Raw genomic sequence first — 25,008 nt, 5'->3', positions numbered from 1 at the left:
TTCCGGTGGGTCTCAGCGGGGGAGTTCGAGGGAGGTGACGACGCCCTCGTCGTACACGAGGTAGGCGATGCCGCCCACGGGCAGTACATCGGGCGCCCGGAGGATCTCGTCGTAGGAGATGCCGTTCGAGGGGTCGGACGAGCCCTTGTCGGCCCGCGCACCCGGCGCCGCCGCCACCGGCGTGACCTTCAGTCCGGTGGGCTTGCCGTCCTTGCCGAGCCGCACGGTGTACAGCGTGGAGTAGTCGGCGTACACGACCTGGTCGCCCGCGAGCAGCGGCGCCGACCAGGCCTGGGAGAGCCCGGCGGGCGCGGCCTTCGCCGCGTACGTGGCCAGCTCCTTGCCGTCGCGCGGGTCGAAGATCCGCAACCCGCCCTTCTCGCCGTCGAGTCCGACCGCCGTCCGCTCGGTCACGATCACGGGCCGCTGGTCCGTGAACGACGCGGGGAGCGTCTTCAGGGAGGCGAGCGTGGCGGAGTCGAGCAGGTGGGCGTGGAGGGGGGTACCGGCGCTGTGGGAGACGTCGGCGCAGTAGGCGTACGCGCCGAACACCTTGATCTCCTCACAGGTGCGTGCGTCGCCGTCGACCTGCCCGCGCACCGCACCGGTCTTCGCGTCGTACGCGATGATCCCGCCGTCGCTGAGCGCGTACACGAGGCCCTTGGCGTAGGCGAGGGGCTCGAAGTCCCGGTACTCGGAGCGGGCGAGGTCGGCGTTGGTGAGCGTCTTGGTCCACATCCTGCGGCCGTCGGCGAGCGCGTAGGCGAACAGACTGACGTGCTCGATGTTGTTCGTCTGGTCCTCCTCGGTCGGCGCGGCGACGAAGAGCATGCCGTCGGCGACGATCGGGCGGCTGCCCTCGCCCTGCGTCGCCCAGGCGGCCTTCTCCCACTTCACCGTGCCAGTGCGCGCGTCCCGGACCTGTACCTGATCGCCGGACGCCAGCACGACGAACCCGTCATGGACGACGGGCCGGGCCGCTTCGTGGGCGACGAAGATGCCGCCCGTGGGTCCCACGAAGCTCCGCTCCAAGGTGTCCTTGTCGGTCGGTACCGCCTCCCACAGCTTCCTCCCGTCCGCCGGGTCCAGCGCCTCGAAGTGCCCTTCCGTCGTCCGGCACACCAGCACCCGCTCGTTCCCCGAGCAGCCGAACGCCGGCGCCGTCAGCTTCGCCCGCCACGGCTTCCACCCGGCCGGCCGCTGGGCGGCGTTCTGCGGGACGACCCCGGAGGCGTCCACCAGACCCTGGTCGTCGACCCCGGGGACACGGGGCCCGGAGGCGGGCGCCTTCGGGCCGGCCGTGACCGGCCGCGCGGGCTTCTTCTCCGGCCACAGGGCGTACGCGCCGAGCCCGCCGCCCAGGACGGCGAGGGCCACCACGGCCGCGATCAGCGCGCGCCGGCGCCGCTTCGGGGGCGCCGGGGCGGTGGTCGGGCCGGTGGGTGCGACGGTGGGGGCGAAGTGGAGTCCGGGCGGCCCCGAGGTGACGACGGGGGCCGTCGCCGGGACCTCCAGGAGCGGGCCGCCCGCGGCGACGAGCTGGGCGAGCTCCGTGCCGTACTCGCCGATGTGCTCGCGGACGGGCACCGGCCACGGCGGCGCCTGCCGCTCGCCGCCGAGGAGCGCGACGAGGGCCTCCGGCGTGGGCCGGTCCGCCGGGTCCGCCGACAGGCAGGCGGTGACGACCTCCCGCAGCTCCTCGGGCAGCCGCTCCAGGTCGGCCTCGGCCTGCGAGACGCGGTAGAGGACGGCCGCGACGGGCCCGTCGCCGAAGGGGTCCTCGCCGGTCGCCGCGTAACAGAGCAGCGAACCGAGGCAGAAGACGTCCGAGGCGCCGGTCACCTTCCGCGCGCCGGCGACGTGCTCGGGCGACATGAAGGCGGGCGTGCCGACCATGAGGCCGGTCGCGGTCATGGTGGTGGCGCCGTCCGCGCGGGCGATGCCGAAGTCGATCAGGCGCGGGCCGTCGACGGCGAGCATGACGTTGCCCGGCTTGAGGTCGCGGTGCAGCACCCCGCCCGCGTGCAGGTCGGCGAGGGCCCGGGCGAGGCGCGCGCCGAGTGCCCGGACGGCCGGGACCGGCAGCGGTCCTGAGCGGCGTACCGCCTGGGAGAGGCTGGGGCCCGCGACGTACGCGGTGGCCAGCCAGGGCACCTCGGCGTCGGCGTCCCCGCCGACGGGCGCGGCGGCGTGCGCGCTGCGGACGAGCGAGGCGACCCGGATCTCGCGGCGGAAGCGGTCGCGGAAGGCGGGGTCGCCCGCGAAGTCGCGCCGTACCGTCTTGACGGCGAAGAACTCGCCGGAGGTGTCGAGCCGCGCCAGGAAGACCTCGCCCATGCCGCCGGCGCCGAGCCGGGCCAGCACCTCGTACGGTCCGATCCGCCGTGGCGCGCCCTCGCGCAATGCTCCCAGCACCTGCCGCATCCCCCTTGAGTAGGCCCGATGCCGACGATCATTGCATGAGCATGACGAAGGGCCGGCCCCTTCTCCGGGGACCGGCCCTTCTCTCGCTCAGGAGGCGGCTCAGCCGCTGTACGGCTTGGCGCTGAGGATCTTCACCATGGCCATCTTGCCGTTCGGCAGCTCGTACTCGGCGTCGTCGCCGGCCTTCTTGCCGTTGACGCCGACGCCCAGCGGGGACTGCGGCGAGTACGTCTCGATGTCGTCGCTCGCGTACTCGCGGGAGGCGAGCAGGAAGGTCATCGTGTCGTCCTCGTCGCCGTCGAAGGCGATCGTCACGACCATGCCCGGCTCGACGACGCCGTCGTCCGCCGGGGCCTCGCCGACCTTGGCGTTCTGGAGGAGCTGCGTGAGCTGGCGGACCCGGAGCTCCTGCTTGCCCTGCTCCTCCTTGGCCGCGTGGTACCCGCCGTTCTCGCGGAGGTCGCCCTCCTCGCGCGCCGCGGCGATCTTGGCGGCGATCTCGGTACGCGCGGGACCAGACAGGTACTCAAGCTCGTCCTTGAGCTTGTTGTACGCCTCCTGGGTGAGCCAGGTGACGTTCTCGCTGGTCTGGGTCACGGGTGCTCCTCGTAGGTACTGGGAATACAAAGCATCGCCCTACACGGAAAGGATGCGCCTTCCCGGGTGGGCGAAACCACGAGCCTAACAATGAGTGGCGAAAAGCGGGAGGACATAAACCATCAAGATGGCGTCACCCCAGGTCACCGTGGTGACCCGCCGGAACTCGTCCCGGGCTCCCTACCCACCGCTACCGCGCCGTACACCCCAGCAGCTCGGCGTTGGTCGCCTTCGCGGTCGTACGGATCGAGTAGACCTTGTCGACGCGGCCGCCGGTCTCGTCGACGGGGACGTCCTTGCGGCCGACCTCGGCGCCGTCCTCGGAGCGGGAGCGCAGCGTGCAGACGCCCGTGGCGTCGGCGTCCTTGCGGATCTCCAGGTGGACCTGGACCTCGGTGTCGCTCACCACGTCGAACTTGATCATCTCGGCGCTGATCTTCGTGCCGCCGACGTAGTGCCAGCCGAACCAGCCGATCATGGCCAGGAACAGGGTGCCGAGCACGGCGCCGACGATCTTGAGCTTCCGGTCGGCGCGCTCGTCCGCGGAGCGGCCGTAGCGCCCCTCGGGGAGCTGCTCTCGCACCGCGCTCATGATCGTTCCCTTCGCCGTTCGAACCCCCGGCCGGGGGCCCGGAATTTTCCCTCCCCCGATTCCGTCACTATAGAGACCTCCCTAGGCGACGAATCACTGAGGATCGAGTCTTGACTGAGCAGCTGCGACTGATGGCCGTTCACGCCCACCCCGACGATGAGTCGAGCAAGGGCGCGGCGACGATGGCCAAGTATGTGTCCGAGGGGGTGGAGGTCCTCGTGGTGACCTGCACGGGCGGCGAGCGTGGCTCGATCCTGAACCCCAAGCTCCAGGGCGACCCCTATATCGAGGCCAACATCCACGAGGTCCGCCGCAAGGAGATGGACGAGGCCCGCGAGATCCTCGGCGTCGGCCAGGACTGGCTGGGCTTCGTCGACTCGGGCCTGCCCGAGGGCGACCCGCTGCCGCCGCTGCCGGAGGGCTGCTTCGCCCTCGCGGACGTGGACCAGGCCGCCGGCGAGCTGGTCCGCCGGATCCGCACCTTCCGTCCGCAGGTCATCACGACCTACGACGAGAACGGCGGCTACCCGCACCCCGACCACATCATGACCCACAAGATCACGATGGTGGCCTTCGACGGCGCGGCCGACACCGAGAAGTACCCCGAGGCGGAGTTCGGCGCGGCCTTCCAGCCGCAGAAGCTCTACTACAACCAGGGCTTCAACCGCCCGCGCACCGAGGCCCTGCACAACGCCCTCCTGGCGCGCGGCCTGGAGTCGCCGTACGGGGACTGGCTCAAGCGCTGGGACGAGTTCGGCGGCAAGCCGCGCAACCTCACCACCCACGTCCCCTGCGCGGAATTCTTCGAGATCCGCGACAAGGCGCTCATCGCCCACCGCACCCAGATCGACCCCGACGGCGGCTGGTTCCGGGTCCCGATGGACATCCAGAAGGAGGTCTGGCCGACCGAGGAGTACGAGCTCAGCAAGTCCCTCGTCGCCACCTCCATCCCCGAGCAAGATCTCTTCGCGGGCATCCGCGAGAATGCCTAGCATGAGCGCACACCTGGCAATGACCCAGCTTGTCCCCTTCGCCGCCGAAGAACTGGACAAGAACAAGGTGACCCCCGGCGTCCTCGGGTTCGTCGTCTTCGCCGTGCTGGCGCTGGCCGTCTGGGGCCTGATGAAGTCGATGAACCGCCACATGCACAAGATCGACTTCATCGAGACCCCCGACCCGGCCACCGCGGGCCCCGCCGCCCCGCCCACGGGCCCGGCGGACAAGTAACCCCACCCACCCGTACGGGCCCCGGCATGCCGGGGCCCGTACGGGTGCTGCCCGGGACCAGGGCGTGTCCGCAATGTCAGGTGGGGAGCCATAGCCGCAGGCAGGCGAGGGCCTGTCTTTCGGATCAAGCCGGGCTCGCCTCCACCGTCACCCCCATCACCTCCCGCGCCTGCCGCCCCGGCACCATGCCCAGCTCCCAGGCCTGCCAGCCCGTCTCGCGCGGGGTGCCGCGCTTCAGGACCAGGGCGTACGCCTCGGCGCAGTCGTCCAGGCGGGGGTCGCGGGCCGGGTGGCGGGTGGCGGTGAGGGCGGTGAGTTCCTCGCGGGCCCGGTCGGGGTCGGGGAGGAGCGTGCAGCGCAGGAAGCGGGCCCAGTCGGTGCCCCGGTGGTCGCCGTACGTGGCGAAGAGCCGGGCGGCCTCCTCACACAGGTCCAGGGCCTGGGCCGTGCGGTTGTTGCCGGCGTCCACGATCGCCAGCTCCAGACAGGTCCACGCCTCGCCGTGCGCGACGCCGATGCGGTGGAAGTCCGCGCGGGCGTCCATCAGGAGCTGGCGGGCGAAGCCGGAGTTGCGGAGGTTGCCGGTCTGGGCGGCCCGCTGGTCGCGGGTGACCCGGCCCGAGTGGTGCCGGGCGCACGCCAGGCCGTACACGTCCCGCATCCGCGAGAACATCGTCCGCGCCCGCTCCAGCTCCCGTACCGCCTGGTCCCGGTCGCCCCGCTCCTCCAGGGCGTGCCCCAGGTAGTAGAGGGTCCACGCCTCGCCGCGCGCGTCCTCCTGCTCCCGGTGCCGGGACAGCGCCTGCCGCAGCCCGTCGACCGCGGGCGCCACGTCCCCGTCGACCAGCCGGGCCCGGGCCAGCTGGGTCAGCGCCCACGCCTGGCCGCGCCCGTCGTGGGTGCGCCCGTACCGGTCGAGCGCCAGCCGCAGCTCGTCCTCGGCCCGCGCCGCCTCGCCCGTCCGCAGGAACACCTGGCCCCGCTGGAAGTGCGCCCAGGCCTCGCCGTGCAGCGACTCGTTCTCGCGGTGCAGGACCAGCGCCCGGTCGAGCAGCGTCAGGGCCTCCGCCAGGTGGGCGCGGTCCCGTTCCACCGCCGCCAGGGCGTGCAGGGTCCAGCCCCGGTCCGCGGCCAGCGACTCCGGTTCCTGGAGGGCCAGCGCCTCACGCAGGCGCGCCGCCGCCTCCGACAGGTTGCCCTGGTGGTGGAGGGTGATGCCGAGCGAGCACAGGGCGAGTGCCGCCCCGGCGTCCTGGTGGGCCTCCTGATAGAGGGAGACGACCGAGGTGAGGGTCGTGCGGGCCTTGTCCAGCTCGCCCAGCTGCCGGGCCGCGATGCCGGTCCGCCACTGGACGGAGCGGGACAGCAGGCCCTGCCCGACCGCGTCCGTCAGCTCGTTGATCTCGCCCAGCCGGTACAGGTCGCCGCGCAGCAGGCAGTAGTCGCACAGCGCGCCGAGCAGGTCGAGCACCGTCTGCTGGTCCACGCCCTCCGCGTGCCGCAGCGTCGCCGTGATGAAGCTGGACTCCTCGTCGAGCCAGCGCAGCGCCGCGTCCAGCGAACCGAAGCCGTGCCCGCCGAAGCGGTCGGCGCGGGTCGACATCTTCCCGTCGACCATGCGGATCACCGCGTCCGCCAGCTCCGCGTAGTTGCGGATCAGGCGTTCCTGCGCGGCCGCGATCTCCGCCTGGTCCTCCTCCTCGACCAGCCGCGCCGCCGCGAACCCGCGCACCGCGTCGTGCAGCCGGTACCGCTCCCCGCGCACATGGTCGAGCAGCCCCGCCGCGGCGAGCTCCCGCAGCAGCCGCGCCCCTTCCGCGCCCGGAGCGCCCAGCAGCGCCCCCGCGGCCGCCGCCCCCAGCGAGGCCCGCCCCGCCAGCGGCAGCCGGCGCAGCAGCCGCCGCCCGTCCTCGTCGAGGCCCGCCGCGTACCCGGCGGCCAGCGCCCGCTCCACCGGACCGGCGTCCGCGCCGGCCGCGCCGAGCAGCTCGACGACCGTGTCCGGGGCCCGCCCGTCGAGCAGCGCCCCCGCCGCCCGCAGCGCCAGCGGCAGCCCGCCGCACAGCTCCCGCGCCCGCGCGAGGCCCTCCGCGTCGTACGGCTCCCCGGCGCCCTCCGCCGCGCCCAGCAGCTCCTCCGCGCCCGCCTCGTCCAGCGCCGTCACCGGCAGCGCGTGCACCGTGGCCGGCACGTCGGCGCCGAGGTCCAGCGGGGTACGGCAGGTCACCAGCACCAGGCTGTCGGAACGCTCCGGCAGCAGCGTCCGCACCTGCGCCGCGTCGACCGCGTCGTCCAGGACCACCGTCACCGCAAGCCCCGTCAGATGCTGGTGGTACAGCTCCGCGAGCCGCCGCACCTGCTGCTCCGCCGACGCCCGCTCCCGGAACAGCAGCTGCTCGCGCGGCGCGCCCAGCCGGTTCAGCAGGTGCAGCAGCGCCTCCCGGGTGGCGAGCGGCTTCTCCCCGCGCGTCGCGCCGCCCCGCAGGTCCACCACGCACGCCCCGCGGAACTGGTCCCGCAGCGCGTGCGCCGCCCGCACCGCCAGCGTCGTACGGCCCGAGCCGGGCGCCCCGTGCAGCATCACCACCGTCGGCCGGGTCGCCGTCGACGCCCGCCCCGCCTGCACCCACCGGGTGATCTCCGCCAGCTCGGCCCGCCGCCCCGCGAACGGCCCCGCCGGCTCCGGCAGATGGCCGAAGGACTGCTCCAGGACGGTACGCCGCCGGGCAGCCGCACTGCGGTCCGCGCCCCGCAGCCGCTCGACCACCTTCTGCGGCGGCTGCCCGGCGGTGCCGAGGAGCACCCGCTGCTGCTCCAGGAAGGGCCGTACGCCCCGTACCTCCAAGGCCGTCAGCCACCGCAGCCGCAGCTGCTCCACCCCGCCCGGCCGGCCCAGGTCCCCGGCCCTGCGGTGCGCCGCCGCCCGGCGTCCGGCGCCCGCCTTCAGGGCCGTCGCCGCCGCTCCCGCCACCGCCACCACGGCGCCCGCGCCGAACGCGGTGCCCGCGGCGGTGCCGAGCGCCAGGTCGCCGCCGACCGCGGCGGCCGCCGCGACGGCCGTCACCAGCGCGGGCGTTCCCAGCCCGGCGGGGGAGGAGGCCGCCGGACCGCCCTCCCCTTCCTCCAGGGCCCGCAGGTACTCCGCGTACTCCTCCGCCGCCGACGCCGCCATCGTGTCCAGGGCGGCCCGGCCTCGGGCGAGCAGCGCGTCCTGGTCGACACGGCCCGCGGAACGCCGCACCTCCTCCGCCACGGCCCGTTCCCACACCCGCTCGGCCTCGCTCCGGTGGCTGTCCCGCATCCGCGTCCCCCTCCGCCCGCCGGAAGCATCCGGCCCGAACAGTCCGAGCAACAGTGTCCTGCGGGACGCCCGCCGATGCGAGGGAGCGGTGCGAAAGCCCAGTGACGGCAAGGGAATCGGCGCCGAGCGCGGATCATCCGAACGGCTGCCCGTCGACCTCCCGTCCGATGGCGTTCATGTGCTGAATAGCGCGTCCGGGTGACGCCCCGGAACCAATCCCACCCGGTGCAGTTGATCAGGTCGCTTCGGTCAACGGAGCAGTTCCGGGCCATCGAGCTCAAGAAGGAAGATCTCGTGATCAAGAAGGTTCTTGCCACCGCTGCGGTTGCCGCCTCCGTCGTGGGCATGGGTGCGTCGACGGCCATGGCTGCCGGCAACGACGGCGGCAGCGCCAACATCATCGGCAACCAGTCGAAGCAGTCCATCGGCAGCAACTCCACCGGTGGTTACATGAGCCCGAACTTCGGCCTCATCAACGGCGGCGTCCTGCACTGCTTCGACGTGCAGAAGGTCGAGGCGCAGGTTCCGATCGGCGCCCTCATCGGTGTTCCGATCGCGGTCCAGGACGTCCTGGGCAACCCGATCGCGAACCAGACCTGCACCCAGAACTCCGTGCAGCAGAAGGGCGACGACGCTCTGTCGCACATCCTGGGCGAGGTCCTCTCCCAGAACGGGAACGTCGGCGGCTGACGCCTGCCTCCCGTGTGAAGCGGCCCCGTTCCTCGCATTCGACCTGCGAGGAACGGGGCCGCTTTTCCGTATCGGTGCCCCGTTCGCGTTCCGCCCACTCGCGGCGCGCGGACGGCCTCCTTCGGATGGGCCCCCGATGCGCAAGGATGGGGACATGCCGAACAGACTGGCCCATGAGACCTCCCCCTACCTCCTCCAGCACGCCGACAACCCCGTCGACTGGTGGCCCTGGTCGGCGGAGGCCTTCGAGGAGGCCCGGCGCCGCGACGTCCCGGTGCTGCTCAGCGTCGGCTACAGCTCCTGCCACTGGTGCCATGTGATGGCCCACGAGTCCTTCGAGGACGTGGAGACGGCCGCGCTGGTCAACGAGCGGTTCGTCGCCGTGAAGGTGGACCGTGAGGAGCGGCCCGACGTCGACGCCGTCTACATGGAGGCCGTCCAGGCGGCCACCGGGCAGGGCGGCTGGCCGATGACGGTCTTCCTCACCCCCGACGCCGAGCCCTTCTACTTCGGCACCTACTTCCCGCCCGAGCCCCGGCACGGCATGCCGTCCTTCCCCGAGGTCCTCGACGGTGTCGCGCAGGCCTGGACCGACCGCCGCGGCGAGGTCGCCGAGGTCGCCGCCCGGATCGTGAAGGACCTCGCGGGCCGCTCCCTCGCCCACGGCGGCGACGGCGTCCCCGGCGAGCCCGAGCTCGCCCAGGCCCTGCTCGGCCTCACCCGCGACTACGACGCGAAGTCCGGCGGCTTCGGCGGCGCGCCCAAGTTCCCGCCGTCGATGGTGCTGGAGTTCCTGCTGCGCCACCACGCCCGTACGGGGGCCGAGGGCGCCCTCCAGATGGCCGTCGACACCTGCGAGGCGATGGCCCGCGGCGGGATCTACGACCAGCTCGGCGGCGGCTTCGCCCGGTACGCCGTCGACCGGGACTGGGTCGTGCCGCACTTCGAGAAGATGCTGTACGACAACGCGCTGCTCTGCCGCGTGTACGCCCACCTGTGGCGGGCCACCGGCAGCGAGCTCGCGCGCCGGGTCGCCCTGGAGACCGCCGACTTCATGGTCCGCGAACTGCGCACCCCCGAGGGCGGTTTCGCCTCCGCGCTCGACGCCGACTCGGACGACGGCACCGGCCGGCACGTCGAGGGCGCCTACTACGCCTGGACCCCGGCGCAGCTCGCCGCCGCCCTCGGCGAGGACGACGCCGCGTACGCCGTCCGGTACTACGGCGTCACCGAGGAGGGCACCTTCGAGCACGGCTCCTCCGTCCTCCAGCTCCCGCAGGACGCCGGGGTCGCCGACGGGGAGAGGATCGCCTCGATCCGGGAGCGGCTGCTCGCCGCCCGCGACGAGCGGGCCCGCCCCGGCCGCGACGACAAGATCGTCGCCGCCTGGAACGGCCTCGCCATCGCCGCCCTCGCCGAGACCGGCGCCCTGCTCGACCGCCCCGACCTGGTCGAGCGGGCCACCGAGGCCGCCGACCTGCTGGTCCGCCTCCACCTCGACGCCGCCGCCCGCCTGACCCGTACCTCCAAGGACGGGCACGCGGGGGCCAACGCCGGGGTCCTGGAGGACTACGCCGACGTCGCCGAGGGCTTCCTCGCGCTCGCCTCCGTCACCGGCGAGGGCGTCTGGCTGGAGTTCGCCGGCTTCCTGCTGGACATCGTCCTCGACCAGTTCACCGCCGAGGGCGGCGCGCTGTACGACACGGCGCACGACGCCGAGCCGCTGATCCGGCGCCCCCAGGACCCCACCGACAACGCGACCCCGTCCGGCTGGTCCGCCGCCGCCGGAGCGCTCCTCTCGTACGCGGCGCACACCGGCTCCGAGCCCCACCGGGCCGCCGCCGAGGGAGCCCTCGGCGTGGTCAAGGCGCTCGGGCCGCGCGCGCCCCGCTTCATCGGCTGGGGCCTGGCCGTCGCCGAGGCCCTGCTCGACGGGCCGCGCGAGATCGCCGTGGTCGGCACCCGCGACGACGACGCCTTCCGCGCCCTGTGCCGGACCGCCCTCGACGCCACCACCCCCGGCGCGGTCCTCGCCTTCGGGCCGCCCGACAGCACGGAGTTCCCGCTGCTGAAGGGCCGTCCGCTGGTGTCCGGGGGCGCCGCCGCGTACGTCTGCCGGCACTTCGCCTGCGAGGCGCCGACGACGGACCCGGCCGAGCTGGCCCGCGCGCTGACCCGCTGAGCGTCGCCGCCCAGCGGGTCGGGCGGTCAGTCGCAGAGCAGGGACTTGCCCCCTGAGGGCTTGTACTCGCCCAGCGGGGTCTCGCTCTGCGGGCCGGGCCGGGGCTTCGGCAGCGGCTTGTCGGCGCGCAGCTTCGCGAAGATGTCGTCGGCGTACGGCACGTCCCACGAGATCGTCGCGCCGACATCCGGGATGAGCGGGTTGATCTTCTTGATGGGCACGGTGGCGAACTCCGTCCGCTCCGGCGTGACGTTCCGCAGCCGGCCGGCCAGCGCCAGCAGCTCGGGCGCGCTGATCGCCCGTTCCGCCGCCGCCCTGCCGCGCAGGGTCTCGGCGAACCAGCGCATCCAGTCCGGGTCCCGGTACAGGTGCGCGCGGACCTCCCGCAGCGTGTTGACCACGAACTTGTGCTGCTTCTTGATCCGTCCGAAGTCCGCCTGGCCGTCGGCCTTGCGCGAGCGGACGTACTGGAGGGCCTCACCGCCGTGGACCTTGCGGGTGCCCGGTTTGAGGACGATCCCGGTGGCCGGGTCCTTGAGGAGCTTCTTGGTGCAGATCGGCACGCCCTCGATGACGTTCACCGAGTCCATGAACCGGCGGAAGTCGATCTCCAGGTAGCGGTGTACCGGGGTCTTGGTCATGGCCTCGACCATCTCGATGGCGAAGGACGGCCCGCCCTCCCTCCAGGCGCTGTTGAGCTTCGCCTGGTGCGGCGGGTGCATCTCGCCGGTCTCCCGGTCGCGGTGCTCGGGGAACTCGGTGAGCGAGTCGCGCGGCAGGCTCACCACGCTGACCCGGTCGTTCTTCGCGGAGACGTGGACGAGCATCATCACGTCGGTGCACCGGCAGTCGTGGTTGCCGATGTGGTACTTGATCCGCTCGTCGGGGGTGACGCGCGCACGCGAGTCGATCCCGACGACGAGGATGTTGAGGCCTCCCTTGGGCGACGGCAGGTCGGAGGGTGCCAGCGCGAGTGAGCCGGAACCGAGCGCGACCAGAGCCGTGGACAGGAACAGGAGGCGTCCTGGGCGGGGGAATTTCATGGCGAAACGTTAAATCGGACGCATTCGCACACAGGTACGCGACGCGACATGGGGAGGGCGAATCACTCTCCTGCGGGGGCTGTGTCATGATGCCGGGACCACACCGGAAGGAGCGAATATGACGCCCGAACCCGGGAAATGGGAGCGGATGGCCTTCATTCCGAAGAGCCGATATGTGGCCGACCCGCCGCCGGCCGCCCGGGAGCCCTTCCCGCTCTACTCCTCGCTGGCCAGGCAGTGGATGCAGGCCGGACGGGCAGTGCCGGGAGTGCCGGACCGGGAATGGGAACGGCTCATCCGCACGCCGATCTGGCCCCGTTGAGCGCCGATGCGGCGCATTCGGGGGAAGCGAATGAGTGAATGACGGAAGTCCCACGATAAGCCGGTTTCCTTTTCGTGGCAGGTTCGTTGGGGAGTGTGCAGCGGAGAAGTGTCTTCGCCGTAGGAAAGGATCCAGACGAAATGAACTGTAAGAAGGCTGCCGCCGTCGTCGCCGGTCTGCTCATGGCCCTGGGTGCCGCCACCCCCGCGATGGCCGACGCCGAAGCCGAGGGCGTCGCCATCGGCTCGCCGGGCGTCCTCTCGGGCAACGTGGTCCAGGCCCCGATCCACATCCCGATCAACGTCTGCGGCAACAGCGTGAACATCATCGGCATCCTGAACCCGGCCGCGTTCAACACCTGCATCAACGCCTGACGTCAGCGTCACGGCCACGGGCCGGCCCCGGGGAGTGTCCACCACCCCCGGGGCCGGCCTCCGTCATGTCAGCGGGCGGCGGCCACCGCCTCCGTGCCCGAACGCGGCCGGCCCACCCGGCCCCCGCCGGCCCGCAGCCGCTGCCGCACCCCCTTCACGAGCCGGCCGGCCGTGTAGCCCGCGCCGAACACGAACCGCATCGACGGACCGTACGAGGGTGCCGTGAGCAGTCCGGCGAGGAAGAGGCCCGGCCAGGACGACTCGAACAGCGCCCCCACCTCGGGCGCCCCACCGGGCCCGACCCGGCGCAGCCCGGCCCGCAGCCCGGGAGCGAGCACCTCCGCCCGGTCCAGGCTGGGCACGAACCCGGTCGCCGCGATCACATGGTCCGTCTCCACCACGGACGCCCCGCCCCGCCCCGCCACGTCGAGCCGCAGCCGCTCGTCACCGGTCACCGCCGCCGCCGTGACCCGCTGCCCCAGCCGTACGTCCCCGACCGCGCCGAACCGCTCCCGCAGCCACCAGGCACCGGCCGGGCCGAGCGCCGAGTCGAAGATCCGCTCGCGGGTGGCGGCGGGCAGCCGCCGGAAGATCCCGGGGGTGTCCGCGTACAGCCGGTTGTGCCAGCCGCAGCCGAGCCCCGTGTGCGGGGCGCGCAGTGACTGCCAGGTGCCGCGGTCGAGCGCCGGCGGCAGCGTGTTCCACTTCAGCCGGTCCGAGCGGGCCAGGATCCGCACGGCGGCGCCCTGCTCGGTGAGGATCGCGGCGGTCTCCAGGGCGGCCTGCCCGGCCCCGATCACCGTGACGTCCCGGCCCGCGAAGCCGTCCAGCTCGCCGTGGTGGCTGGAGTGGGTGACGTACCGGCGGGGCAGTCCCCGCAGCGGACCCGGGACCTCCATGAAGGGGAGCACGCCGACGGCGAGCACGACCGTACGGGCGCGGAAGGTCTCGCCGTCCTCCGCCGTCACCTCGAAGCCCTCGCCGCCGGAGCCGGGCGCGACACGGGAGATCAGGCGCTCGTCGAGCGCGGGCACCGCCTGCCGGGCGAACCAGTCGCCGTACGCGGCGAAGAACCCGACGGGCAGCGGCACCCCGTGCTCGGCGCGGATGCCCTGGGTGGCCGCGTAGGCGTCGAGCCCGTACGAGCCCCGCGGGTCGGAGAGGTGGGAGGCCCACGGCTCGGACTTGAGGAACATCGCGGAGGGCATGGCGTGCCAGGACTCCATGGGGCGGCCGAAGACGCGCAGCTTCAGCCCGTGCGCCGCCGCGTGGGCGGCCACGGAGAGACCGTAGGGTCCCGCGCCCACAATCACCAGGTCGTACATCGTGTGTTCCGCCTTCGTCGTTCCGGTCGTGAGGACGCCGGGGGTGTGTCGGGTGTGCCGGAGGGGGCAAGGGAGGCAAGGGGGGCAAGGGGGGGGCAAGGGGGGCAAGGGGCCGGGTGGGTCGCGGCCGGTCGGTCGGTCCGGAGCGGTGCGGTGCGGTCCGGTCCGGTGCGGCCCGGAGATCAGCGCTTGGTCATCTGGCCGGAGCGGCTGCGGGCCGACGGTGGCGCCGTCACGTCGGCCGGCCGCTGGGGGTGCCCGCCCCGCAGTGCCCGACGGAGCGTCAGGAGGCCCTTGCGCAGGGCGTGGGCGCACCAGGCGCGCACCATCGCGAAGGCCGGGGCGAGGTCGTCGGCGGCGAACCAGGCCGCCTCGAACCGCTCGCCGAACGGCCGCGCGGAGCCGGGCTCCGCGGCGTACCGGCGGCGCGGCGAGGCCAGGCAGGACAGGGCCGCGTAGTTCTCCACGACGAAACGGCGCCCGTACGCGGGGGCGTGCGCCGGGACCGTACGGCCGGTGAGGTCGAGGTGCAGCGCGCGGACCACGTCGAGCCCGTCCCGGTCGGCGAAGAGCCGGAACTGGGCGCCGGGCCGCGGGTTGAAGTCCAGCAGGTGGTAGGCGCCGGTCGCCCGGTCGAGCCGGAAGTCCAGGTCGCACACGCCTCGGTAGCCGAGCGCGGCGAGCAGCTCGCGGGCCATCGTGTCGACGGCCGGGTTCGCGCTCCAGCGGCCCACGGCGGTGAGCCCGGCGCCGTCGGGCCAGGAGCGCTCCTTGCGGCCGGTGGCCCCGGTCGAGCAGCCGCCGCGGGAGTCCACGTACCCGTGGAAGAACCAGTCGAGGTCCCGGCCGGGCGGCAGCAGCTCCTGGAGCAGCAGCCGGCTGCCGGCCAGCGGAGTGCGCGCGTACAGCGCACGGACCTCGGTCAGCGAGCCGACGATCGACGTGCTGCGCAGCCCGCCGCCGGGCGGCAGCAGCCAGGGGCGGCTCCACTTGGCGATCACCGGCAGCCCCAGCGACCAGGCCATGGCGGCGGCCTCCTCGGCGCTGGCGGGCAGTTCGGTACGGGGGTGGGGGAGCGACAGGGTCCGGCAGGTCTCGGCGAGCTGGGCCTTGTCGGCGACCCTGGCGAGCTGCTCCGGGGACTGGTCGGGCAGCAGGTAGCGCTCGGCGAGCTCGGGGCGGCACTCGGCGAGGGACAGGGCGGTGATGTCGTCGAGGGGCACCAGGACCGCGGGACGCGCCGAGGAGCCGGGCAGCCGGTCCGCGACGCGCAGCAGCAGCCGGGTGAGCTCGGCCGGGGACGGCTCGGCGGGGCGGGCGTGGGCGCCGTGGAGATAGCGGGAGCGGACGACCGGACTGGAGAGCGACTCGACCACCGCGTGGACCGGGATGCCCGCCCGTCCGAGAGACCGCGCGGCGCCGAGCGTGCCGTGATGAAAGGGGTTCGGGTCGAGCCGCACAAGGACCGCGGGGACGCGGCTGTCAAAACTCGGCACGGCATGTCCTTAGTCTCGAATGCCCCAACTGGGGGATGAAGAATCCTCTAATGGACTATTGATCAGATCCAAGCCGAGTTCTCGGTCGGCTCATTAGGAATACTTTCGGAGTATCAGATTGACGGATCGTCAAGTGGCGCGGGTGAAGAAGAAGGAGCTGCCATGGCAGACCGAAAGCGGCGGACTTCGAGAGCATGGCTGGGGGTGTTCACCGCCGGTCTCCTCGCATCAGGATCTGTCGTGCTGTCGTCTCCGGCTCGCGCCGCCGAATCCGTAACGACCCGGGACCCCCAACCGACTCTGTCCGGGGCGATGGGGGCCTTCCTGGAATCCGGCCCGCTCGGGGTGGCCCGGATCGCCCAGCTGGAGCGGTGGCTCGGCGGCCACGAGCTCCGGGTCGGCCACACCTACCTGCCCGGCGACGTCTGGTCGAACATCGAGGGCCCGCCCGGCTTCCTCGACGCCTGGGCGGACTGGCGCAACCAGCGCACCGACCGCCTGTTCGTCCTGAACGTGCCGATGCTGGAGCGCAACGAGGCCGGCGTCTCCGACTACGAGGTCCGCCGCCAACTGCAGTTGGGTGCCGCCGGCTACTACGACCACCACTTCCGCAAGCTGGCCGAACGCCTGGTCGACCTGGGGGCCCCGGACACCGTCGTCGTCCTCGGCTGGGAGATGAACGGCACGACGTACACCAGCCGGTGCGCGCCGGACCCGACCTCCTGGAAGAAGTACTGGAACCGCATCGTCGCCGCGATGCGCACCGTGCCCGGACAGACCTTCCGCTTCGACTTCAACCCGAGCCGGGGCAAGGACGCGATTCCGTGGACGGAGTGCTACCCCGGTGACGACACGGTCGACGTCATCGGCATGGACTCGTACGACCAGCCGCCCGGTTCGAGTTTCGACCAGCACGTGAGCGAGCCCTACGGGCTCCAGGCGCAGGTCGATTTCGCGGCCGAGCACGGAAAGCAGATCTCCTATCCGGAATGGGGCCTGTTCCGGAACGGAGACAACCCCGAATACATGCGGCGCATGCTCGAATGGATGAGCCGGCACAAGCCGCTGTATCACACGATCACCGATTACTGCCCGCACGGCGTCTGGCAGTGCGACGACAATCCGATGGCGTCGCGGGTGTTCCGTCAGATGCTGTACGGAATCGAGCCGACGCATCCCACGGACCCGGTCGACCCGACGGACCCGACGGACCCGACCGAGCCGACGGAGCCGACGGAGCCGACGGAGCCGACGGACCCGACGGACCCGGTGGAGCCCACGGATCCGACGATCCCTGTGCCGAAGCCGGAGCCCAAGCCGGATCCGACGATCCCTGTGCCGAAGCCCGAGCCGAAGCCCGAGCCCAAGCCGGAGCCGAAGCCGGATCCGACGATCCCTGTGCCGAAGCCCGAGCCCAAGCCGGATCCGACGATCCCCGTGCCGAAGCCCGAGCCGAAGCCGGAGCCCAAGCCGGATCCGACGATCCCCGTGCCGACGCCCGAGCCGAAGCCTGAGCCCAAGCCCGAGCCGAAGCCGGATCCGACGAACCCGAACCCGGAGCCGAAGCCCGAGCCGAAGCCCGAGCCCAAGCCGGAACCCAAGCCTGAGCCCAAGCCCAACTGCTGGACCGTGAACCTCGGTTCATGGGTCGAGAGCTGGATCGGCGGGCCGGTCTGCGTCCCCAAGGACTCCTGGAAGGACTCCTGGAAGGACACGGTGAAGGACTCCGTAAAGGACTCCGTGAAGGACTCGACCAGCTGGACGAACGGCCTCGGGGTCGGCTGGAAGGGCGCCCTGAAGGGGGTCTGGCCCTTCTGACCGGGCGGTGAGGGGAGCGCGCGGCGGTGGAGGAGGTCATCCTCCGCCGCCGTTCGGCGTCCGGCCGGGCAGCCGGCCCAGCGCGCGCCCCAGCCACTCCCGCTCCCGCGCCTGCCGGGCCGCCCAGCGCCGCCCCGCCGCCGCGCCCGCGCGCAGCCACAGCAGCGGGGCCGAGCTCCGGACGCCCAGCAGGAGACGCTGGTTGGGTACGGTCTCGGGGCGCCAGTGGTGTTTGTACGGTTCGGTGCCGCGCAACATGCTCAGCGTCGCCCGGCCGCTCGCGCTGGTCTCGCGGGCCCCGTGCCGCAGCAGCATCGTCGCCACGTCCACCTTACGGGCGCGCAGCGCGGGGTCGGCGCCGTACAGGTATCCGCCCGCGAGCCGCCGTGACATGAGGGTGAGGTCGGCCGCCACCACGTCTCCGGCGAGCCGGAACTCGGTGACCATCGCGTCGCCGCACTCGACCATCGGCCGCACGGCCCGCGCCAGGTGCTGGGCGAACCGCTCGCTGGTGTGCTCGGCGGTCACGCCCCGGCCCTGCCACTGGAGTTGATGCAGCTTCAGCAGCCGGCCCAGGGCGGCCGGGACCTCGGGCGCGGGCACGATGTGCTCGTCGATGCCGAGCGCGTCCAACTTGCGTAGCTTCGCCCGTACCCGCTGGGCCTTGCCCGACGGGATGCGTTCGAGCAGGGCCTCCATCGGTACGGCGGGCAGTTCCAGGCAGAGGGAGTCCGCGAGCCGTCGCCGCGGGCCGTGCCACGCGTCGAAGACCCGCTCGGCCGCCGCCCCGGGCCGTACCTCGCGCAGGTCGACCAGCGCGCCGCGCGCCGCGCCCGCCAGCGCCTCGGCGAGCGCGGGCACCGCGTCCGGGCAGCCGTCGTCGAGGAGGACGTCGGTGAAGTCGGTGATCGTGCCGCCGAGCTGGGTGAGGACCGGCAGCGGCCCCGCGGCCCGCATCAGCGGCGCCGCCGCGACCAGCGTGCCGTCCGTCCGCCGGACCAGGACCACCCGCAGGGCGCCCGGCCGGCCGTACGACAGCCACCAGGAGTGCAGCCAGGCGTGCGACTGGAACGGTGTCGCCGTCGCGCACCGGGCGTACAGCGCCGCCCACTCGGGGCCGAGCCGGCCGAACTCCGCGCCGTCCCGGCAGATCTCGGCGTGAAGCGATCTGCCGCTCACACCGCCTCCGGTTCCGGCTGGGTCGCCATGGCCGGGCCCGGTACGGCGGCGCCCTGCCGCGAGTGGCGGGCCTCGGTCCGCGCGGCCCGCTTCGGCCGGACCAGCAGGACCAGGCCGCCGAGCAGCCCGCCCGCACAGGCGCCGACCAGCGCCGACAGCGGTGCCGACGGGGACACCGGCGTGACCGGCTTCGTCGCCCGGGAGAACTGGACGACCTTCACGCCGGTGTTGGAGGCGACGTGCGAGCTGTCGAGGACCAGCGCGCGGGCCACCCCGTCGGCCATCGACATGGCCTGCGCGGGCTTCGCCGAGCGGGCCGTGATCGAGATCATCGGCGCGTCCGGCGAGGTCGCCGCCTGCACGCTGGAACGCAGCGTGTCCGCGGAGACGCCCGCCCACACCTGGGCGTCGCCGGTCACCGCGATGTCGGTGGCGACCCGCCCGTACGCCTGGGCGAAGCCGAGCGCCGAGGCCGGGTCGGACTTCTCCGACGGGACGACGATGACATAGCTGGTCGCCGCGTACTGCGGGGCCTTCAGCGCGCCGTAGCCGCCGCCGAGGACCGCGCCGGCGAGCGCGGCGGCGGGCAGCACCATCCAGCGGGCGGGGGTGAGGAGGGAGGAACGTGGCGGGGTCGTGGTCATGGTGCTCAGCTCTCACTTCACGGGAAGAGGGGTGCCGCGGACGGCCTGGTCGTAGAGGGACAGCAACTGCCGGGCGCTGTGCGTGATGTCGTAGTGGCGGGCGGCCTCCGGCTGCGGCAGCCGCCCGGGCGGGGCGGCCCGCAGTTCGCGCAGGGCGGCGATCAGCTCGGGCACGGACTCGCCGATCCGACGGGCGCCGGGCGCCGCGCCCGGCGGCAGGTCGTCGATCGCGGGACAGGCCACGTACCGCACGGGCAGCCCCGCCGCCAGCGCCTCGACGACCGCGAGCCCGAAGGTCTCGTCGGGGGAGGTCGACACGAAGACGTCCATCGCGGCGAGCAGCGACGGCAGATCGGGCCGCCCGCCCGCCGGACCGGCCGGCGGGTCCGCGAACGCCCCCGCGAGCAGCACCCGGTCGGCGGCCCCGCACTCCCGGGCCACCCGCAGCAGCTCCGCCCGCCGCTCGCCCTCGCCGACGAGCAGCAGCCGCGCCTCCGGCACCGAGGCCACCGCCCGCACCAGCCGGTCGAAGCGCTTCCCGGGCGCCAGCCTCCCCACCCCGCCCACCACGAACGCGTCGGCCGGCAGGCCGAGCGCCGCCCTCGTCATGGCCCGCGCCCGCGGGTCGTGGGCGAAGCGGCCGGTCTCGATGCCGTTGGGCACCACCCGGATACGGGACGGGGCCACGCCCCACCGGGCCAGGCGGTGGGCGACGCTCGGCGAGACGGCGACCGTGGAGGTGCCGAGCCGCTCGGACGCCAGGTACAGCGCCCGCGTCCCGGCCGACAGCGGGCGCCCCTCGATCTGGGCCTCGCCCAGGGAGTGCTCGGTCGCGATGACGGAGCGGACCCCGGCGAGCCGGGCGGCGGCCCGGCCGTACACGCAGGCCCGGTACAGATGGGTGTGGACGAGGTCGTAACCGCCCTGCCGGATCAGCCGGGTCAGCCGGGGCAGCGCGCCCAGGTCCCGGTTGCCGGTCATGCCGAGGTGGGTGACCGGCGTGCCGTCGGCCTCGATGCCCTCGGCGACCGCTCCCGGGTTGGTCAGCGTCACCACCCGCCCCCGCACCGGCAGGTGGCGCAGCAGCAGCCGCAGCTGCTGTTCGGCGCCGCCGATGCCGAGCCCGGTGATCACATGCAGCACCTTGAGGTCGCCGCGAGGCTCCGCGCTCACGACAGGACGGCCCTGGCCGGCCCGCGCCGCGCGGGGGTCACATCGGCGGGCCGGCGGCGGCGCAGCGGGTGCAGGACCCGCTTGGCGGTCAGCCGCCAGGCGGTGTCGGCCTCGCCGACGTGCACCCGCGGCAGGGCGAACGCGCCGCTCAGCGGGCCGGGGTCGATCGCGCAGGCGTGGCGGTAGCCGGCCTTGCGGACGGCGCGCACGACCCGGGCGTCGACCTTCCCGTACGGGTAGCAGAAGCCGTCCACCGGGTCGCCGGTGATGTCCTCGATGAGCTCCCGGCTGTGCCGGGTCTCGGCGACGAGGGCCTCGCCGTCGCCGTCCGCCAGTTCCACCAGGTCGACGTGGCGCAGCCCGTGCGAGCCGATCTCCATGCCGGCGGCGGCCGCCCGCCGGATGCCGTCCTCGTCGAGCAGCGGCCTGCGCGGGCCCAGCCGGTCCCACGCGTTGTCGCCGCCGAGGCGGCCCGGCAGCACGTACACGGTCGCGGTGAAGCCGTGCCGGCGCAGCAGCGGCACCGCCGATTCGACGAAGTCGGCGTAGCCGTCGTCGAAGGTCAGCCCGACGAGCCCGCGGGCCCGGCCCTCGGCCGCCGCCGCCAGCAGCTCCCGTACGGACACCCCGCGCAGCCCCCGCTCGCCCAGCCAGCGCAGCTGCCGGGCGAAACGCACGGGCGAGACGGTCAGCCGGTACGGATCATCGGGGCTGTCCGCGATCGAGTGGTACATCGCCACCCACAGGGGTGGCATCGGCAGCATTCGACGCAGCACGGCGGCGGGCATGGGGGGTCCTTCGGCAGGCGGATCGGGGGAGGGGCGGAATCTCGGGCGCCTTGGCGGCGCACCCGATGAACAGCACGAACACGCCGACGACCACGAGCGCGGCGACGGTGACGGCGAGCACGGGCGGGCCGATCGCGACGGAGCACAGCCAGCCGGCGCCGGTGGCCCAGGCGCCCGCGGTGGTGAGCCGCAGCAGGCCCTCGCCGAGGTGGCGCACGTCGATCGGCACGGACTGGCGGTGCGCGCCGAGCAGCAGCATCACGGCGGTCACGGTGATGCCGAGCGCGTTGGCGCCGGCGATGCCGGCGGCGCCCCACAGATGGGCGCCGGCCGTTCCGGCGAGCCCGGTCACGGCGAGCCCGGTGGCCATGGCGGCGGCCGGGTACCAGAGCGGGCGGGCGGCGGAGAAGTAGCAGCGGACCAGGGCGCCGACCATGGTCTGGCCGAGCAGGCCGAGCGCGTACACCCGCATGACGGTGGCCGTCGCCGAGGTGTCGGAGGCGTCGAACGCGCCGCGCTGGAAGAGGAGCTGGACGATCTGCGGCGCGGCGGCGATGACCGTCGACGCGCCGATCAGGACGACGACCGCGGCCAGCAGCAGATCCCGCTCGACCCGGCGGCGGGCCGCCTCCGCCTCACCGGCCGCGAGGGCGCGGGCGACGACGGGGAAGCTGACCGTGCACAGCATCAGGGAGAGGATCATCGGCATCTGCGCGACCTTCTGCGCGTAGTTCAGATGCGAGATGGACCCGGCCGGGAGCGGCGAGGCGAGGAACCGCTCGATGAGGATCTGCGACTGGCGGGTGAGCGCGAAGAGGATGACCGGCGCGATCATCCCGAGCACGAGCAGCCGCCCGTCGCCGGCCGGCACCGGCACCGGCTCCTCCTTCGGCACCGGCCGGGTGCGCAGCTCCCGCACCAGCGAAGGCGCCTGCACCAGCACCATCAGAACGCCGCCGACGGCCACCCCCGCGGCGGCGGCCCGTACGCCGAACGGCTCGCGCAGGACCAGGATCGTGCCGATGATGCCGATGTTGTACGCGACGTAGATCGCGGCCGGCGGCAGGAACGAGTCGTGCGCGCGCAGGGCGGCCGAGCAGTACCCGGCGAGCGCGAACGACAGCACGCAGGTCGCCGTCAGCCGGGTGCAGTCGACGGCGAGCCGCGGGTCCGGCAGCCCCGGCGCCAGCGCGGACACCAGCAGCGGGGCGGTCACGACGAGCAGCGCGGACACGGCCGCGACGGCGAGGACGAGCCGGGGCAGCGTGGCCCGTACGAGGGCCCGCACCGGGTCCCCGAACAGGGAGCCCGAGCGGCGGGCCAGGGCATGCGAGAACGCGGGCACCAGGATCAGCGCCATCGCGTCCTCGATGAGCAGCGTCGACGCGAACTCCGGCACCGTCCACGCCACGAGGAACGCGTCGGTCTCGGCTCCCGCCCCGAAGTACCGCGCCAGGATCTGGTCCCGTACGAGCCCGAGCACCGCCCCGACGGCCGTGAGCGCCGCCGTCACGACGGCGGCCCGGAACAGGAAACGGCCAGAGGACGAGGAAGGGGAGGAAGGAGCCGAGGGCGTCGCGGTCCTGCGGCGCGCGTGGCGGGCGGTGCCCGTCGCCGGGCGGGCGGCGGGCGCCGCCCGGGGCGTCCAGCCCCGCTCGCCGTCCGCCGACGGGACCGGCCGGGCGGCGGGTGCGAGGGGCCGGGCGCCGCCGGCCAGCGGCCGGCCGCCCAGGAGCGCGGTCCGCCCGTCGTGCTCCGGCACCGGAGCCGTACCGGGCCTGCGCCCGCCCCGCGCACCGGACGGCGCCCGGTGCGCGGGCCCGCCCGCACGGCCCGCCCGCCCGGCCACCGTGGCGGCCCGCGCCACCGGAGTCCCGGCCAGGGCCCGCGCCCCGTGCCCGCGCGCCACGCCCGCGCGCCGCCGCGCCTCGGCCCCGGCGGGACCGTCCTGCGGCAGCCCGCAGAGCAGGTCCAGCGTGTCCTCGGCCGAACCACCGGCCGCCCAGGGGTCCGAGAGCCCGCCACCGGCGCCGCCGGAGCCATCGTGCGTGGTCGGAGCTCCGGGGAGGCCGCCGCCGAGACCGGCGAGTCCGCCGAATCCCCCGAGGCCGCCGAGACCGGCGAGTCCACCGAGGCCACCGAGCGCCAGTGTCGGACTGTCCGTGAACCCCGCACCGGAGCCGGCGGGCGCCACGGGACCGGCCGCGGGGTCGCCGCCGAATCCGCCGGGCGCCGCCGGGCCGGCCGCGTATCCGGCCGTCCCGCCGGCCGGTGTGACCGGACCCCCCGCGGGTCCGGTCACACCGCCCGGGGGCAGCTCGCACAGCGCGTCGCCCGCCGGGCCGGCCGTCCAGGGGTCCGCGGGTCCGGTCGCGGCCCGACCCCCCGTGGGCCCGGCCGTCGCGGCGCCGCCCGTGGGCGTGCCGGGGTCCCGCGCGCCGGTGAGGGGGGCGGGCGGGACCGGGGCGGTGTCCGTCGGGTCCGGGGGGTCGGACCACGGGTCACGCACGGCGCACCTCCGCCAGCGACCACCACGCGGCCAGGCCGAGGACGACCGACATCAGGACCGTGGAGGGGCCGCCGATGTCCGCGTAGAAGAAGTCGATGAGCTGCCAGGACAGCACGCCGACCGCGACCAGCGCGCAGTCCGCGCCCAGCCGGCGCCGCCGCAGGGCCGCGACCAGGAGGGCCGCCCAGCTGCCCGCGAGGGCCAGCAGACCGATCAGGCCCTGCTCGCTCAGGACCAGCAGGTACATGTTGTGCGGGGACAGCAGCGGCTGCCGCTGGAAGACGGCGCCCGCGCCGGCCGTGTCGCTGCCGGAGGAGAGCGCGAGCGAGGCGTTCGAGTCGCGGTAGGCGGGGAAGCCCTTCAGGCCCACGCCGGTCAGCGGCTCGCTGCGCCACATCCGGCCCGCCGCCGCCCACAGGGTGTACCGGTCGGTCACCGACTGGTCGGGCGCCGCCGCGACCTGGCTGATGCTGGTGACCCGCTCCTTCACCATCTCCGAGCCGATGCCGAGCCCGCCCACCAGGACGACACCCAGCGCGCCCGCCGCGAGCGCGACCCGCCCGGCCCGCCGCAGCCCCGACAGGACCAGTTGCAGCGCGCAGGTCAGCACGGTCGCGATCCACGCGCCCCGGCTGAAGGAGAGGACGAGCGGCAGGAAGAGCAGTCCGGCGCAGACCAGCGCCGCCGTACGGGCCCGGCCGGCCGGGCCGCCCAGCGCGAGGCCGGTCGCGATGACCAGCGCGTACGCGACGACCGTCGCCATGCCCATCACGTCGGTCGCCCCGAAGGTGCCGACCGCGCGGATGTCCTCGCCCTGGTACGAGGCGCCGGTGCCGGTCAGGAACTGCACGACCCCCACCCCGCCCTGGAGCAGTCCCAGGCCGACCAGCGCCCACGCCACCACGGCGAAGTCCCGGCGGTCACGGATCATCAGGAGCACGGCCGCCGGGACGAGCACGAAGATCTGCAGGTAGCGGGCGACGCCCGGCAGGCTGGCGCCCGGGTCGTTGGAGGTGATCGCGGCCAGGCAGATGCCGAGCACGGGCAGCCCGAGGACGACGGCCGCCGCCCGGCTCAGCGGCCGGGCCCCGGAACGCACCACCCGCACCAGGCAGATGAGGACGAGGAGCCCCGACGCCGCGTCGGCGACCGTGCCCGTTCCGCCCGTCCCGCCCTGCGCGCCGCCCCCGCCGCCCGGCACCAGCAGCAGGGCGATCACGGCGAGCACCGGGGACAGCGTCCCGGCCCTGCGCACCCCTTCCCGAACCCCGGAGCCGGCGGGGGAGACCCGTCCGGTCCCCGGCAGCGAAACGGCCGTCGCCAT

The 25,008-nt window shown here is 74.0% G+C and carries 20 protein-coding genes; 7 read left to right on the top strand and 13 right to left on the bottom strand.

Translation table 11 applies throughout. The features are described from left to right. Positions 1–12: 12 nt before the first annotated feature. The 3 genes from ACZ3ZE_RS15455 to ACZ3ZE_RS15445 all read right to left on the bottom strand — a co-directional run bounded on the left by ACZ3ZE_RS15455 (position 13) and on the right by ACZ3ZE_RS15445 (position 3,613). The gene (locus tag ACZ3ZE_RS15455) at positions 13–2,424 is read right to left on the bottom strand and encodes a protein kinase domain-containing protein (RefSeq protein WP_467259366.1); all 2,412 of its coding nucleotides are present in this window, start codon (positions 2,422–2,424) and stop codon (positions 13–15) included. Between the two features lie 99 nt (positions 2,425–2,523). Then, positions 2,524–3,021 carry a transcription elongation factor GreA gene (gene greA / locus ACZ3ZE_RS15450; RefSeq protein WP_361175959.1) on the bottom strand — a complete coding sequence of 166 codons (498 nt, stop codon included), beginning with the start codon at positions 3,019–3,021 and terminating at the stop codon, positions 2,524–2,526. Positions 3,022–3,211: 190 nt separating this feature from the next. Beyond that, positions 3,212–3,613 carry a DUF4307 domain-containing protein gene (locus tag ACZ3ZE_RS15445; protein ID WP_361175962.1) on the bottom strand — a complete coding sequence of 134 codons (402 nt, stop codon included), beginning with the start codon at positions 3,611–3,613 and terminating at the stop codon, positions 3,212–3,214. A 110-nt stretch (positions 3,614–3,723) separates the two neighbouring features. Here ACZ3ZE_RS15445 and mca point away from each other — a divergent pair, with 110 nt between their 5' ends. Next, positions 3,724–4,605, top strand: a complete 882-nt coding sequence (mca, locus tag ACZ3ZE_RS15440; protein ID WP_361175965.1) for a mycothiol conjugate amidase Mca — start codon at positions 3,724–3,726, stop codon at positions 4,603–4,605. Beyond that, a complete protein-coding gene (locus ACZ3ZE_RS15435) occupies positions 4,598–4,840 on the top strand; it encodes a hypothetical protein (protein ID WP_442305451.1) in 243 nt (80 codons plus the stop codon). The genes mca and ACZ3ZE_RS15435 overlap by 8 nt, the downstream gene beginning before the upstream one ends. A 124-nt stretch (positions 4,841–4,964) precedes the next feature. On the opposite strand, the gene ACZ3ZE_RS15430 is transcribed toward ACZ3ZE_RS15435, so the two are convergent. Further along, a complete protein-coding gene (locus tag ACZ3ZE_RS15430) occupies positions 4,965–8,141 on the bottom strand; it encodes a tetratricopeptide repeat protein (RefSeq protein WP_467259363.1) in 3,177 nt (1,058 codons plus the stop codon). Between the two features lie 294 nt (positions 8,142–8,435). Between ACZ3ZE_RS15430 and ACZ3ZE_RS15425 the strand changes: the two genes are divergently transcribed. Both ACZ3ZE_RS15425 and ACZ3ZE_RS15420 read left to right on the top strand, forming a co-directional pair. Continuing rightward, complete coding sequence (locus tag ACZ3ZE_RS15425; protein ID WP_046912337.1) at positions 8,436–8,831, top strand: rodlin; 396 nt, start codon at positions 8,436–8,438, stop codon at positions 8,829–8,831. A 154-nt stretch (positions 8,832–8,985) separates the two neighbouring features. Continuing rightward, the gene (locus tag ACZ3ZE_RS15420; protein ID WP_467259360.1) at positions 8,986–11,013 is read left to right on the top strand and encodes a thioredoxin domain-containing protein; all 2,028 of its coding nucleotides are present in this window, start codon (positions 8,986–8,988) and stop codon (positions 11,011–11,013) included. A gap of 26 nt (positions 11,014–11,039) precedes the next feature. On the opposite strand, the gene ACZ3ZE_RS15415 is transcribed toward ACZ3ZE_RS15420, so the two are convergent. Beyond that, positions 11,040–12,056, bottom strand: a complete 1,017-nt coding sequence (locus tag ACZ3ZE_RS15415; RefSeq protein WP_361175977.1) for an LCP family protein — start codon at positions 12,054–12,056, stop codon at positions 11,040–11,042. 118 nt (positions 12,057–12,174) lie between these two features. Between ACZ3ZE_RS15415 and ACZ3ZE_RS15410 the strand changes: the two genes are divergently transcribed. Together ACZ3ZE_RS15410 and ACZ3ZE_RS15405 are read left to right on the top strand one after the other, a co-directional pair. Next, positions 12,175–12,378, top strand: coding sequence for a hypothetical protein (locus ACZ3ZE_RS15410; RefSeq protein WP_361175980.1), 204 nt, complete (start codon positions 12,175–12,177; stop codon positions 12,376–12,378). Between the two features lie 140 nt (positions 12,379–12,518). Next, positions 12,519–12,752, top strand: coding sequence for a chaplin (locus ACZ3ZE_RS15405; RefSeq protein ID WP_361175983.1), 234 nt, complete (start codon positions 12,519–12,521; stop codon positions 12,750–12,752). A gap of 68 nt (positions 12,753–12,820) precedes the next feature. On the opposite strand, the gene ACZ3ZE_RS15400 is transcribed toward ACZ3ZE_RS15405, so the two are convergent. Together ACZ3ZE_RS15400 and ACZ3ZE_RS15395 are read right to left on the bottom strand one after the other, a co-directional pair. Further along, complete coding sequence (locus tag ACZ3ZE_RS15400; protein WP_442305449.1) at positions 12,821–14,077, bottom strand: FAD-dependent oxidoreductase; 1,257 nt, start codon at positions 14,075–14,077, stop codon at positions 12,821–12,823. Positions 14,078–14,259: 182 nt separating this feature from the next. Next, positions 14,260–15,573 (bottom strand): carboxylate--amine ligase, encoded by a 1,314-nt coding sequence (locus ACZ3ZE_RS15395; protein ID WP_361625387.1) that lies wholly within the window; start codon positions 15,571–15,573, stop codon positions 14,260–14,262. A gap of 312 nt (positions 15,574–15,885) precedes the next feature. Between ACZ3ZE_RS15395 and ACZ3ZE_RS15390 the strand changes: the two genes are divergently transcribed. Continuing rightward, positions 15,886–17,391 carry a glycosyl hydrolase gene (locus ACZ3ZE_RS15390; protein WP_467259357.1) on the top strand — a complete coding sequence of 502 codons (1,506 nt, stop codon included), beginning with the start codon at positions 15,886–15,888 and terminating at the stop codon, positions 17,389–17,391. Positions 17,392–17,427: 36 nt separating this feature from the next. Here the strand turns inward: ACZ3ZE_RS15390 and ACZ3ZE_RS15385 are convergent, their stop codons facing one another. Genes ACZ3ZE_RS15385 through ACZ3ZE_RS15360 form a run of 6 tightly spaced genes read right to left on the bottom strand, consistent with a single transcriptional unit; the run spans position 17,428 to position 25,008 of the window. Further along, positions 17,428–18,570 carry a GNAT family N-acetyltransferase gene (locus tag ACZ3ZE_RS15385; RefSeq protein ID WP_363290993.1) on the bottom strand — a complete coding sequence of 381 codons (1,143 nt, stop codon included), beginning with the start codon at positions 18,568–18,570 and terminating at the stop codon, positions 17,428–17,430. Continuing rightward, positions 18,567–19,214 carry a YveK family protein gene (locus ACZ3ZE_RS15380; protein WP_361175998.1) on the bottom strand — a complete coding sequence of 216 codons (648 nt, stop codon included), beginning with the start codon at positions 19,212–19,214 and terminating at the stop codon, positions 18,567–18,569. Before ACZ3ZE_RS15380 ends, ACZ3ZE_RS15385 begins: the two co-directional genes overlap by 4 nt. A 12-nt stretch (positions 19,215–19,226) precedes the next feature. After that, entirely contained in the window at positions 19,227–20,387 is a 1,161-nt protein-coding gene (locus ACZ3ZE_RS15375) for a glycosyltransferase (RefSeq protein ID WP_361176001.1), read from the bottom strand. Then, a complete protein-coding gene (locus ACZ3ZE_RS15370) occupies positions 20,384–21,175 on the bottom strand; it encodes a polysaccharide deacetylase family protein (RefSeq protein ID WP_361176004.1) in 792 nt (263 codons plus the stop codon). The genes ACZ3ZE_RS15375 and ACZ3ZE_RS15370 overlap by 4 nt, the downstream gene beginning before the upstream one ends. Further along, positions 21,090–23,684, bottom strand: coding sequence for a murein biosynthesis integral membrane protein MurJ (gene murJ / locus ACZ3ZE_RS15365; protein WP_467259354.1), 2,595 nt, complete (start codon positions 23,682–23,684; stop codon positions 21,090–21,092). The genes ACZ3ZE_RS15370 and murJ overlap by 86 nt, the downstream gene beginning before the upstream one ends. After that, on the bottom strand, positions 23,677–25,008 hold the full coding sequence (locus ACZ3ZE_RS15360) for an O-antigen ligase family protein (RefSeq protein WP_442305332.1): 1,332 nt from the start codon (positions 25,006–25,008) through the stop codon (positions 23,677–23,679). Before ACZ3ZE_RS15360 ends, murJ begins: the two co-directional genes overlap by 8 nt.

Source organism: Streptomyces sp. NPDC023157 (assembly GCF_055560575.1).
This window is presented reverse-complemented; position numbering and strand designations above follow the sequence as displayed.